This is a genomic window from Amycolatopsis sp. WAC 01375 (assembly GCF_003947325.1).
GTDB lineage: Bacteria > Actinomycetota > Actinomycetes > Mycobacteriales > Pseudonocardiaceae > Amycolatopsis.
On record NZ_QHHW01000048.1, the window covers coordinates 21,515 to 34,410 of the forward strand.

General features: G+C 67.5%; 11 protein-coding genes. 2 read left to right on the forward strand and 9 right to left on the reverse strand.

Annotated elements, in window-relative coordinates:
* Positions 1-74 precede the first annotated feature (74 nt).
* Entirely contained in the window at positions 75-3,320 is a 3,246-nt protein-coding gene (locus DL991_RS32310; RefSeq protein WP_125788141.1) for a BTAD domain-containing putative transcriptional regulator, read from the reverse strand.
* Positions 3,321-3,441: 121 nt separating this feature from the next.
* Here DL991_RS32310 and DL991_RS32315 point away from each other — a divergent pair, with 121 nt between their 5' ends.
* Complete coding sequence (locus DL991_RS32315; protein ID WP_125788142.1) at positions 3,442-4,335, forward strand: NAD(P)-dependent oxidoreductase; 894 nt, start codon at positions 3,442-3,444, stop codon at positions 4,333-4,335.
* 3 nt (positions 4,336-4,338) lie between these two features.
* The gene (locus DL991_RS32320; RefSeq protein ID WP_125788143.1) at positions 4,339-5,103 is read left to right on the forward strand and encodes an SDR family oxidoreductase; all 765 of its coding nucleotides are present in this window, start codon (positions 4,339-4,341) and stop codon (positions 5,101-5,103) included.
* A 463-nt stretch (positions 5,104-5,566) separates the two neighbouring features.
* On the opposite strand, the gene DL991_RS32325 is transcribed toward DL991_RS32320, so the two are convergent.
* The 8 genes from DL991_RS32325 to DL991_RS32350 all read right to left on the reverse strand — a co-directional run bounded on the left by DL991_RS32325 (position 5,567) and on the right by DL991_RS32350 (position 12,769).
* Positions 5,567-6,799, reverse strand: coding sequence for a TniQ family protein (locus tag DL991_RS32325; RefSeq protein WP_125788144.1), 1,233 nt, complete (start codon positions 6,797-6,799; stop codon positions 5,567-5,569).
* Positions 6,796-7,086 (reverse strand): hypothetical protein, encoded by a 291-nt coding sequence (locus tag DL991_RS43090; RefSeq protein WP_199754167.1) that lies wholly within the window; start codon positions 7,084-7,086, stop codon positions 6,796-6,798. The genes DL991_RS32325 and DL991_RS43090 overlap by 4 nt, the downstream gene beginning before the upstream one ends.
* Positions 7,049-7,921, reverse strand: coding sequence for an ATP-binding protein (locus tag DL991_RS32330; RefSeq protein ID WP_199754169.1), 873 nt, complete (start codon positions 7,919-7,921; stop codon positions 7,049-7,051). The genes DL991_RS43090 and DL991_RS32330 overlap by 38 nt, the downstream gene beginning before the upstream one ends.
* On the reverse strand, positions 7,918-10,053 hold the full coding sequence (locus DL991_RS32335) for a Mu transposase C-terminal domain-containing protein (RefSeq protein ID WP_125788145.1): 2,136 nt from the start codon (positions 10,051-10,053) through the stop codon (positions 7,918-7,920). Before DL991_RS32335 ends, DL991_RS32330 begins: the two co-directional genes overlap by 4 nt.
* Positions 10,050-10,778 (reverse strand): TnsA-like heteromeric transposase endonuclease subunit, encoded by a 729-nt coding sequence (locus tag DL991_RS32340; protein WP_199754170.1) that lies wholly within the window; start codon positions 10,776-10,778, stop codon positions 10,050-10,052. The genes DL991_RS32335 and DL991_RS32340 overlap by 4 nt, the downstream gene beginning before the upstream one ends.
* A gap of 231 nt (positions 10,779-11,009) precedes the next feature.
* Positions 11,010-11,165: a hypothetical protein gene (locus DL991_RS43095; RefSeq protein ID WP_233599127.1), complete on the reverse strand. Its 156-nt coding sequence runs from the start codon at positions 11,163-11,165 to the stop codon at positions 11,010-11,012.
* Between the two features lie 328 nt (positions 11,166-11,493).
* Complete coding sequence (locus DL991_RS32345) at positions 11,494-12,192, reverse strand: response regulator transcription factor (RefSeq protein WP_125788146.1); 699 nt, start codon at positions 12,190-12,192, stop codon at positions 11,494-11,496.
* Positions 12,193-12,415: 223 nt separating this feature from the next.
* Complete coding sequence (locus DL991_RS32350) at positions 12,416-12,769, reverse strand: hypothetical protein (RefSeq protein WP_125788147.1); 354 nt, start codon at positions 12,767-12,769, stop codon at positions 12,416-12,418.
* Positions 12,770-12,896: the final 127 nt, after the last annotated feature.

A 12,896-nucleotide genomic window follows, 5' to 3' on the forward strand; every position in this document is an offset into this window, starting at 1 on the left:
CACGACGGCGCGCAGGGCCGTCAAGACGCGGACGCGCCGGCGTTCGCCCGACCAGCGAGGGCGTTTGCTGGCTGCTAGGCGTTTGGCGCTGTGGTGTTTCCAGCGATCACGTCGAGGTCGTTTCTCCGACCGTTTTCGAATTCGGTGACGAAGACGTTTTCGGGCAGGTTGTGCCGGATCCTGGCGGTGATCCGGTCGATGTCGCCGTGTTCGGCGGCCGGTAGTGGCGCTCCCGCTGCTTTTCTGAGTGCGGCGGCCGCACCGAGCAGGCGGGCGGCGTGGTGGTGATGGCCGGCGAGCGAGTGTGCCCCGGCCAATCCTTCCAGCGCGAGCGCGATCGCCCGTTGGTCGCCGGTGGCCTGTGCCGCGGTGTAACCGTCGAGATGGAGGTCGAGCGCCGTCGACGCGTCGCCGCGTTGTTCCGCGATGAAGCCGAGTTCGGCCAGGATTAAGGCGAGGCCGGGGGTTCCGTTCCAGCGTCGGCACCAGTCGAGCCAGTTTCGCAGATGTGTTTCGGCGGTATCGAGTTTGCCTTGCCTGCGCGCGCCGAGCCCGAGGCCGACTTCGGCGTGTTGGACGCCCCACTGGTGGGACTGTTCCGCGGCCAGTCGCATCGCTCGGGTGTGGAACTCCTCGGCTGTGCCGTAGTCGCCTGCCAGCAGGGCGCTGCGTCCGAGTCCGGACAGTTCATACGCCGCTTCGGTCCATAACCCGAGCTCTTCGGCGTTGCACAGGCCCTCACGGCGAAGACGTGCGGCGTCTTCGTAGTCGCCATTGATTTCGGACAGTGTGGCGAGGCGCTGCCTGGCTTTCATTTGCCCCCAGCTGTCGCCGAGTTCCTCGAAGAGGGTCAGGCTTTGACGGCCGAGCCGGCCGGCTTCGGCGATGTCGCCCTTGGCGAGAGCGAACGTGTGCGTGATCAGGACGGCCGCGACGCCCCAGTCGTCGGCGGCGGCGCGGTAGGCCGACAGAAGCCGATCGATCCGGTCACCGGTCGTTGCCGGGGTGTCGAAACCGCTCTGCGCGAAGCTGAGGAACCACTCGGCCCACGCTCGCACGGCAGGGTCGGCGACGGTGTCGTTCACCGTGTCCAGCACGCCGCTCGGCACGACCGTGTTCGGATCGGTGGCATCGCGGATCAGCAGTGTGATGCCTGCTTGCCATACGGCCGCCACGGCCCGCGTCGCGGCAGGTGCTTGCCCGTGGAGGGGCAAGACCAGGTTCAGCAATCGGCGTGCTTCGCCGAGCCTGCCGCGCAGGAACCAGTACCAGCCCAGCGCGTTGACCAGCCGGAGAGCCACTTCCGCTTCGTCGTGCTGGATCGCGTCGTCCAGCGCCCGGTGGAGATTGGCGGTCTCGGCGTCGAGGCGCCGCAACCAGTATTGTTGCTGTCTGCTTCGCAGGTGTGGCTCGGCGCGTTCGGCGAGTTCGGTGTAGTACCGGCGGTGCAGCTGCCGGATCCGTTCGGACTCGCCTGCCTCGTCGAGCCGTTCGTGGCTGTAGGCCGCGACGGATTCGAGTAGCCGGTACCGAGGGCCGTCCGCGGTCTCGGTCATGACGACCAGCGAACGGTCCACCAGCCGGGCAAGCAGATCGAGGACCTCCCTCGCCCGCACTCCCCCGCCGACACAGGTCGTTTCGGCCGCCTCGATGGTGCAGCCTCCGGCATGGACGGAAAGACGGCGCAGCACCAGGCGTTCGGCCTCGGTGAGCAGTTCCCAGCTCCAGTCGATCATCGCCCGCAACGTCCGCTGACGAGCAGGTGCTCCCCGTTTCTCGCCTGCCAGCAACCGGAACCGGTCGTCCACTCGTGCGGCCAGTTCCCGCGCGCCCAAGGCCCGGAGCCGGGTGGCGGCCAGTTCCAAGGCGAGAGGAATCCCGTCGAGCCGCCGGCAGATCGTGGCGACGGCGTCCGCGTTGTCCGCGGTCAACTCAAACCCGGGCACGGCGGCGCTCGCTCGTGCCAGGAACAGCCTGACCGCGCTGGACTTGCGCACGGCTTCGATCGAGGCCCCGGGCGCCGGTGGCTCCAGCGGCGACACGGGCCACACCTGTTCCCCGTCGACCGCGAGCGGCTGACGGCTGGTCGCCAGGATTCGCAGCCCCGGCGCTGTCGACAGCAGCTGTTCGACGAGTTCGGCGGCCGGCTCGGTCACATGCTCGCAGTTGTCCAGGACCAGCAGTAGCTGCTTCGTGCACAAGGCACCGGTGAGCCGCTCGAGCGAGGAAACGGGACCAGAGGACGGGAACGAGGCAGTTGTGGCGTCGTCGCGGAGGCCGAGGACCGCGGCGACCAGGTCGGTCAGTTCCGCTGACGTCCGCGGATCGTCCTGGCGATCCAGCATGGTCAGTTCGACCAGCCAGACGCCGTCGGGGAAGGCATCGACCAGACCGCCCGCCGTCTCCACGGCCAGCCGCGTCTTGCCGACACCGCCGGGGCCGGTCAGCGTCACCAACCGGGCCGTGCCCAGCGCCGAGCGCACCGCGCCGACGACGTCCGCTCTGCCGATCAGGGCGCTCAGCGGGATGGGCAGGGTGGTTCGCGGCGCGGCGCCGGAGGTGAGGCTGAGGTGGGTGGCCTGTTCCAGGATCGACTGGTGAAGGGTCGCCAGCTCAGGCCCGGGGTCCAGGCCCAGTTCCTCGGCCAACCGGTGGCGGAGCCCGCTGTAGGCGGCCAGTGCCTCGGCTTGGCGCCCGGCGAGGTAGAGCGCACGCATGTAGACCGCGCACAGACGTTCCCTCAGAGGGTATCGAGCCACCAGTTCGCCGAGCTCGCCGGCGAGTGCGGTGGCGAGCCGGTCATCCGACTCCAGCCTCGCCTCAGCCTGTTCCTCCAGGACGACCAGCCGCTCCTCCTCAAGACGTCGAGCGAGATGCCCGGCGAACTCCGCGTCCTGGAAGTCCGCGAACGCCGGCCCCCGCCACTGCCGCAGGGCATCCGACAACAGCTCCGCCCGTGTGCGGGCGTCGCCGCTGATTCGCGCCTGCGCGGTCAGGTCCCGGAACCGGCCCATGTCGACCCTGGCCGGATCGACCCGCAGCAGGTACCCAGGCGGCTGGGACACCACCAGGTCCCGCCCTCCCGGCTCGGCGTCTTCCAACGCCCGCCGAAGCTGCCAGACCCTCGTCTGCAAGGTCTTTCGGGGGTTCAGCGGAAGCCGCTCGCCCCACAGGTCATCGATGAGCCGATCAGCCGACACCGGCCGTCCCTCGTGGAACAGCAGGGCCGCCAGCAGGGCACGGACCTTCGACTCCCGGACGTTGACCCGGGTCCCGTCCGCCGTCCACACGGCCAACGGACCGAGCACTCCGAAACGCACGGCACCACGGTAACCGGCGGGCCGGCGGCCGGCTCGACGCGCACCCGACCTAGACCGGACCTAGACCCGACCTGGGGTGCCCCATCCCAGAGTGGTGGTCACAGACCGAATGGAGTTGTGAATGAACGAGCACGAATCACCCGTCCCGGTGACGGTCATCGGCCTCGGCGCAATGGGCAAGGCGCTGGCCGCCGCGTTCCTGGCCGCCGGCCACCCCACCACCGTCTGGAACCGCTCGGCGGGCAAGGCCGACAGTCTCGTCGCGGACGGCGCGACGCGGGCGGCCACGATCACCGAGGCGGTCACGGCCAGTCCTCTGGTGGTCGTTTGTCTGCTGGATTACCTGGTCCTGCACGAGATCCTCGATCCGGTCGGCGACGCCTTGACCGGTCGAGCACTGGTGAACCTCACCAACGGCACTCCGGACCAGGCCCGCGAGACCGCTACCTGGGCGGCCCAGCGCGGCGCCGACTACCTCGACGGCGGCATCATGGCCGTGCCTCCGATGATCGGCCAGCCGGAAGCCTTCGTCCTTTACAGCGGCTCACGGCGCGTCTTCGACCAGTACGAGCAGGCGCTGAACCGGCTGGGCATCGCCAAGTACGTCGGCGCCGCCCCAGGGTTGGCGTCGCTCTACGACCTGGCCCTGCTCAGCGCGATGTACGGCCAGTTCGCCGGAGCGAGCCACGCACTCGCCCTCGTCCGCACGGAGAAGGCCGATCTCACGGAATTCGCCTCGTCCCTGCTGGCCCCCTGGCTGACCGCGACGACCGTCGCGCTGCCCCTGCTCGTCCAGCAAAACGACACGAGCGCACAGGCTGCCGCAGAATCCGATTCCCCGCCGGACATGCAGGCGGTGGCCATCGCCAACATCGTCACGACCAGCAACGCCCAGAACGTCGACAAAGCCCTGCTCTCCCACCTGATCACCCCCCTGCGAGACCTCATCGGCCCGCCGGCTCATGGCCGCGGCCTCGCCGACATGGTCGACCTGATCAAGAAACCCGTGGAGTAGACGATGAGCGAGTATTCAGGCAAGAAGGCCGTCGTCGCGGGCGGAACGCACGGCATGGGACTCGCCGTCGTCAAGGCACTCCTCGACGGTGGCGCGGAAGTCCTGTTGACCGGCCGCAACGAGAAGAACATCGAAACGGCACGGACCCAACTCGCGTCCCCGGCCGCGCACGTGGTCCGATCCGACGCCACCAGCATGGCCGACATCCACGCGCTCGGTGACCTCGTCGAAGAAAAGCTCGGCCGAATCGACTTCGTATTCGTCAACATCGGACTCGCCAAGCTCGAACCCTTCGCCCAGGTAACCGAAACGTCCTACGACCAAAGCTTCGACACCAACACCAAGGGCGCGTTCTTCACCACCCAACGGCTGGCTCCCCTCATCCGAGATGGTGGCTCGATCGTCTTCACCACCTCCATCGCCGACGAAGGCGGAACAGACGCCCTGACCGTCTACTCCGGAGCGAAAGCCGCGGTCCGGGCGTTCGCCAAAGGAATCGCCCACGCGCTACTGCCCAGGAACATCCGGGTGAACGTGGTCAGCCCCGGCTTCATCGACACCCCGACCATGGGCATCACCGGCATGACCGACGAGAGCCGGGACGCCTTCATGAAAATGGGAGACATGGCAACCCCGATGCAGCGGCACGGCAGCGTCGAGGAAGTCGCCGCGGCCGTGCTGTTCCTCGCCTTCGACGCGACCTTCACCACCGGCGCCAGACTGACCGTCGACGGCGGGATCAGCCAAGGAATCCCCGCACCCCAGTAAGGACGGCACCGCGCGAACGAGAGCGGCGAGGCTCGACCGCGATTTTCGGTGAGCATCATTTTCCTTTGAGCCTGACTGCGGACGGGTGGCTGATGGGGGCGGTGCTCTCACCGGCCCCATCGGCGGCGTGCGCCTGCCAACCCCACCGGGTCGACCGGTTACCCCGCGCGATAGCTCTCGAGCACGGGTCTTCCAAACGTGCTAGGTGTACTGCCCCGGGAGGTCGCGAACGTGGGGACACGTAGTCGGATGATCTTGGAGTGCGGGAGGACCTCCGGGTTTGGTGTGGATCACCACAACTGGACAGCAGTTCGCGACGGCGTCGCGCGCATCTTCTCAACGCGAACTCAAAGTCCGCCATCCGTTGCCACAGACATGGGTCACTGACTGCGATGTCGTAGCCGCTCATCGGCAGTAGCGGACGTTCACACGACCGGATTGGGCCAAATATCTGGATCCGTGTTCATGGTGGAGGTCCGTCCGAGTCTTGTCTTTGACGGGTGGGACAAGGAGATCGGTTACTACGAGGCGGGGCGCGGTCGTGGTCCGGGCAGTGCTGGACGCTGCCGAGCAGGTCATGGCGCCGGCCGGACGGGGTGCGGGGCCGGGCGGTGCGGGCTTTCGACGGTGACGGTGGGCGTGGGAACAGGGTGTGGCGCGCTCGCTGCAGCGTGTCGGTGAGCATCGTGCTGATCGATCGTGCTGGGCCATTGTCGTGCGGGGAGACCAGCCGTCGGGCCGTGATGCCGGGCGCGGGCAGGGCGGCGAGTGCCGCGGCGGCGGCTGTGGCATCGGCCTTGCTGAGTACCGCCATTGCGCGGGTCACGGCAACAGCAGCGTGCACCGCGTGGCCAGGGCCAGAGCCAGCGCCGTGGTAGGCGGTGCCACCTTCGGATAGCGAGGCCTGGTAGACCTCGGCGAGGTCACCGACCGCGGGATCGGCGGCGTGTGGCATGGCGGCGGTACCCAGGATCCGGGGAGCGAGCACGGCCAGGTCGGTGAACACCTGACCGGCCGCGGTCGCGGTGTAGAGGCCGAAGGTCGCGGTGCCGGTGGTGAGCATCGTGTCGATCAGGCGCTGCGCAGCCAGCACCGCGTGCCCGCCGGCGAGTTCGTGCGGTGCGCTCGCGGTGAGATCGGCACCGCAGCGTTCGTGGGTGCGGCTCGCGGTCGCCGGTCGTGCACCACACCGCGAGGCCAGCGGGATGTGCAGCAACCCGGCGTCGGGGCGTGGGATCTGTCCACAGTCCGGGCAACGGTCGACGAGCAGGCACCGGTGTCTGACGCAGGCGAACGACCAGCCCAGCCGCCACCGCAACTGCCACCGTCCACCGGTCTCGGCGAGACAGCGCGGGCAGAACCACGTTCCCCGACGGCGGGTCCACGCGTGATAGGGCATCAGCCGCCGGGTCGAAGGGTCCGTACGAAGCACGGCGTTGTAGCGCGCGAGCGTCATCATGTGCAACGTCGGGACGGGCACGCCGGTCGCCTTGGCCACCTGGGTGGCCTCGTCGTCCCGCAGGACGACCGCGAGCCCCGTGGTACTGCCGCGGAGGGTGGTGACATCGAGCCCGAGGGCGGGCAGCAGGTCGCGGGCGGGCGTGGCCAGTCTGCGCGAGAACGCTGCCAGCCACGAGTCCAGACTTTCGCCGGGGACGGGGGCGAGGCGCACCGGTAGGCGGCGGAGCGGTGTCACGACCTGGCCGCTCTGCGGCGAGCTGTGGTAGCTGAACTGGCGACCGCTGTGGTGAGGCGTCGAGCCTGGAAGGCGGCTTCGAGTTCGCGGCGGCCGTTCTCCGCAGCGGCGTCGTTCTTCACGCTGTCGAGCACGGCCTGGTCGAGGCGTTCAGCGCCGGTACGCACGGCCCGCTGGCAGCCGCGATTGATCAGCGTCATCAGCGACCCGATGTGCCCGGTCGACCGCGCGAACAGATAGTCGGACAGGTCATCGGCCCGCATGCCCGGCCGCGCATCGGCGAGCACCAGACGCTGCTCGATCGTGCAGAATCGCGCGCCACTGCCGCCGGTGTACGGCGCTGTCGATCAGGAACGGCTCCATCCCGAGCCGGGTGGTGCGGCGGCCGGTCTGCGCGAGCACCGGGTCGCCGGCGGCATCGGCCTCGTCGAGCAGGCCCCGGCGGGCCAGACCGACGCCGATGAAGATCAGGGTGACCGGGAACTCGTTGGCGACGTACTTGAAATGATTGCTGATCTCCACACCGGAGTTGGCGCGCCACCGCAGAAAATGCAGGTCGTCGACGATCAACAACCGGACGTGGCAGCTGACCATGCAGTCCAGAGCGCGCGTGGCGTACTGGCTGGCCGTGCCACGGCCGATTCCGGGATGGGCGAAGAACTCCAACATCGCCCGGTTAAAGTCCTTCAGGCCGGTGTTGCCGGTCAGCCCGACCCGACACACCGGCCACCGCTCGTGGCCCTCCGAGGTGAGGGAGCCGTGCTCGGCGATCTCGCGCAGGTGGAACCGCTTGGCGAAGGCCAGCACCGAAGTGGTCTTGCCCAGACCGGGGAACGCGTCGATCGCGACCGCCCCCTTGGCCTTGTCTCCGTCGTGGGCGTTGCTGTCCACGATGTCCCATAGGTCGTCATGCAGCTCAGCCAGCTGCGGTGTCCTTAGCGGACCGAGGTTCGCGTGCCACTCCCGGCGGCTCCGGTCGTAGCTCGCGCGCGCCTGTACACCGAGCGCACGGATCTGCTTGCGTGACAACGATTCCGGCCGGGTTCGCGCGGGGGCGTCGACGAACTGCTGCCATCCTTCCTTGCGTGCGAGCGTGAGGTTGTCCAGCCCGGCCGTGCTCACACGTCCCCCAGCGCGTCGGCGTAGAAGTCCCCGTTCCCGGCCGCGAGTTCCTCGACGTCGTCGACATCACCCATCTCCGGTTCGTGGTCGTTGACGTCGACTGGTGCGGCCGCGAGGACACGGGCGACTGAGGGCAGCGTTGCGACCGCAGGCTCGGTGCTGGGAAGGTCGAGGGCTGCCTGATCCCGCGCGAGACGCAGCGCGATCCGCCGTTCCGCGAGGCTGCGGCCGAGGCCTGCGTTCCAGCGCTCCAGCAGGTCGGCGACCGCGACCTTGTCATCGGGATAGGTGTAGCGCGATGCCGCGAGCTTGCGGGCGAACGCCAGCGCGTCCTGGCTGAACGGCATGTCCAGCGCCAGGGCGTGCTCCCACATCAGCGTGTGCCAGGCGCGGGTGTGGGGGTCGCGGAAGTAGACACGGCTGACGTCGTCGGGGTCGACCTGGAACGGCCACCGGCCGCGCGCGACACCCGTGTGAGGGCTCTTGCGGCCGCGGTACGGGTTGAGAGCGGGACCGTTGTGACGGCGGCCGTCGATCTCCACGCCGTAGTGCTGAATCGTGCGCCACTCGGTGCGCAGGAACTCCAGCGCCAGGTCCGGATCTCGGGGCGCCTCGATGTAGCCGGCGCGCGCGAGCCCGTGGCCGAACATCATCGCCGGGGACATGCGCATCGCGGGCAGATGCGGATCGAGCAGCCCGTCGTGCGGGCGATGGTGATACACGACCGCGACCCACTCCCGGACGATCTCCTCCAGCTCGTCGAGGAAGAAGAACGCCTCGCGTTCCGGGTTGATCCCACGTGCGTGTACATCCGGGCCCTTGTAACCGGGCAGCGCCTGCAGCAGGTCCTCGCGCAGGGTGCGGAAGAACCGCTCCACCGGCCCCTTGTCCCGGCCGGTGCGCAACCGAGCGGGCTGGATCGAGATCCCCATCCGCGCGCACACGCTGGTCAAGTGCGCGGAGACGAACACCTTGCCGTGGTCGACCACGATCGTCTCCGGCGCCATCGCCGGCCCCGATAAGCCTGGCCGCCGAACCTCGGGGCTTTCGGCGGCGTCCACGTCCAACAGCACGGTGCGCGGGATCCCGTGCTCAGGCCACACCGCGTGCTCCGGCCACTCCGAACCAGCGGGCCGGGGACGAAACACCTGGAACAGCACCGAAGCGACGTCCACCGCCTTCGTCGACACCGGCGTGAGCCGGATCCCGGTGACACAGCGGGTGTACCAATCCATCGCCACAGTGAGCTCACAGTTGATCCACCGCAACGTCACCGGATCCAGCGCGAACACATCCAGCCGCGTCGAGTCCATCACCACGTACTCACCCGGCCGCGTCGGCCGCAACTTCCCGTAAACCCCGCCCGGCCGATCCGCGATGTCCCGATTCCGCTTGGCGCTCAGACGGAACGTCGGATGCCGTCGCTCCAACTCCTCCAGCACCCGGAAAGCGGTAGTCCGGCTCGGCGCCTTCACCACGCCCTCGCCGAAGCGCGCGATCACCCGGGCGTTCGTCCGGTTGATCACCATCGTTCGGGACGGTGTCGATTCCTCGCTGTGCTCCACCATCACTTCGAGCGCGAGGTCCACCCACCGTTGATCAACGCGCCCTAATAACCGCCGTGCGGTGCGATCCCGCTTGGACGCCAAGCCTGCTTCTCCGTTGTTCCGGAAGTCCGCCACCCACCGCAACACCGTACGCAGACCAACACCCAGCTCAGCCGCTTTCGCCGCGTAGCGAGAATTCGCCGGCAGACCCGGTCGGTACTGCGGCCGCGGTTCCCCTGCGCCCGCTAGTACAGCGGAGCCCGCTCGGTAGCCGGTGAGGACTTCGCGCACGTGCGCAGCACGCTCATGAACCTGTCGGAGCTCGCTCTCGGATAGCTCCGCCAAGACCACGGTCGCTGGATCCGCCAGCTCGTCACCATTCGCATCCACCGCGTCCGGGATGATTACGACGCGATCCGACGTCAGTAGCTCCCGGAGCGAGATGCGCGCAGTGAGCGTGCCTGCCGTGTTCTTCAGCACGACTTCATTCCCCGCCTTGGTGATCACCAGCTCGACGACGGTGACCACCTCACCGTCGTAATGGACCTGAGTCCCCACTCCCACCCGTAACACGCCGCCGGTCATGCTGCGACCCGCAACACGGTCGTCGCGTCCAACGGGTCAGCGAGGTCAGCCAGGAAGTGCTTCTGCCACAACAGGTGCAGCGCCGAAGCAGCAACGATCTCCGGCTGCCAGTGCGGGAGCGCGAGTCTGACAGCGCCGAGCGACATGCCTTCCAGGTCAGCCTCACGCAGCTCCGCTAGCACCGCCGGGTCAAACAGCCACTCACGACGATAACCGGCCAACAGTCGGACGTTGGCCAGCTCGATCGGTGGAGGTTCCGACCACACCTCGTAGACCCAGCCGCGTGCTTCGACAACTCGCCGAGTCCACGCGAGCACGAAGGCGATATCTGGCTTCGAGACCCGGCTCGCCGGCTTCACGTCCACGACGATCGGCAGCGCTTCGGTCAGCAGAAGGAAGTCGGGCACGTGCCGTCGACGTCGACCGTCGACTTCTGCCTCCAGAAGGAACGGCTGAGCGACGATGCCGCGCACTGCTCGGTCGAAGTCCGCGAACAGCAACCGCGCCAACTCCAGTCGCGACTCGTACAGAATAAGATCACCTTGAGTTGCTGACCAGAAGCACCCCGAATAGTGACGCTGCCCTTTGTAGGACACGAATGTCCGCCACGGCGCAGCCATGCTCAAGATCGAGACGTCCGCCTCAAGCCACGGATAGACGAGTTCTTCGTGATCTGGCAGTCGAAGCCGGACCGACGCCGAGAGGCCGTTCGAATCAGCTGCCATGTTGCTCCCTGCCGCAGGTGAGCTGCTCGACGAGCTTCAGAGCTACACCTCAGCGTCAACTCGCGGCTTGCTCATTGACGGCGCGTCGCGGACTCCCACTCGAACGGCCCAGCGGGCGCGGAAGAATGGTCAATCCCAGTTTTCGTGGCACTAGTGCCATTTCAGTGCCAAGATCTTTGGGAAAGTGCCATCGATTCTGGGACCCTACACGCCAGTGGCGGTTGGCGCCGGTCATCGGAAGTCCCGGGAGGGGCCGGTGGTCATGGACAGGTCGAGGCATTCGAGCTTGTCCGCTACGAGCGTGACCACGCCGTCTGAGGCCTGGACCTGGCCACGGATCAGCAGCGCCGCGCTGGCCCGCGCGAGCACTTTGTGCCGTGCCCACACCGTTGTCCGGACTAAGAACCGACACGCCGATGGGTCGCCGTTCGATCTCTAGCTCGGCGATGAGACTGCGTGCAGCCGACGTTTGGGAGACGCATGGGGGATGTTGGGACGAGTGATCTGGCGTTGATTCAGTTGCTCCGTTGGTGGCGAGTGGTTACATGGTCGGCCGCCGTGCCGTGGCTGCTTGTCGACCGCACAAACAACCCCGTGAGGCCGGTGGAGATGTTCCTGGCGGACTTCACCGCGCAGGAACTATCCGCCACTCATGCCGCTGTCGCACTCGCCGGGTCCGAAACAATCACAGTTCACAGCCGCACTGCAACCGTGGCTATTCCTCTGATTCGCCATCCAGGCCGTGCTCGATGGCGTAGCGCGCAAGCTCCACCCGGTTGTGCAGTTGCAGCTTCCGAAAAACCCCCTGAACGTGGTTCTCCACTGTCCTCCGAGAGATCACCAGCCGGTCGGCAATCTGCCGGACTGTCAGGCCTTTCCCCACCAGGCGCAGCACTTCCGACTCTCGGTCGGTCAACCACGGACTCTGAGGGTCAGCCGACATCCTGCCGAACTCGCTCAGTACTAGCCCGGCAAGCCCGGCGGTGAACACCGCGTCGCCCGCAGCAGCCCGCTGCACAGCGTTTACTAAGTCCTCCACGGATGCCGACTTGTCCAGATAGCCGGACGCTCCGCCCTTCACCGCTTCCACCGCATCCTGAGACGGCCCGCTCGCGGACAGCACAACCACCCTGCTGTCCGGCAGTTCGAGTGCGATACCCATGATTGCGTCCAGGACGGCGGGCAGGTACAGATCGATCAGCACCACATCAGGGCGGACAGTCCGAGCGGTCCGAGTAGCCGACTCCGCGTCCGTCGCCGTCCCCGCCACTGTGAAACCACGGGCGCCCAGATCACGAGCCAATCCGTCACGCCACATGGGGTGGTCGTCCACCACCAACACCGCGATCGGACGTCGCGAATCCGCTGTCGTGGGTTCGGCGAGGGTGGACTCCGGTGGCGGCTCGTCGCCCATGGCCCGATCACTGGCCAGCGGTGGTGATCCTTGACCGGCGTCCGGTTCCGGACGTGCTGTATACGAATCCGGCAGTGTCCCTGCGATGAAGGCGGGCGTCGTACCAGCCAGCGCCGATAGCAGGCGAGCGCCTGGCGTTCGCCCACGTGCGAAGGGGGAGGAGGTGGGCGAGAAGGCGGGCGTTGTTCCAGCCAGCGCGGACAGCAAACGGCGGAAAAGGGGTCTACGCGCCACTTCCACCACCACCTTCCGGTTCCACCTGCTTGGGTTTGTCGCTTCCTTCCGAGGAAGGCAACAAGGACTCGGCATAAGCGGCGACCTTCTTGACGACCGTAGGCGCGCTGACTCCGATTCCGAAGGCGATTAAGCCGCTGCTGACCAACGGCGTGGTCGCGACCGCAGTAGTCGTGACTGTGCCGACGAACAAGTGGATGCCGATCGACACGGCATAGACGCCGCCCCCGGGGCCATCGGGTTCAGCCCATGGCCATCCCTTAACCCGTCTACTGGCCTCGATGAACACGACGCCGCAGTTGGTCGCGGAGCCGAGAAGTCCCCATAGCGCATCAAGCCACACTTGCTGACCGTAGCCGATCGATCACCACCTGACCGTGTCCGGGAGCATTTCGTAACGCCAGCGAGCAGTTCGAGGGCCAAAGCGACCGGTCTGTCCCTCCCTCCCTCCCTCCCTCCCCCCGCTGGCG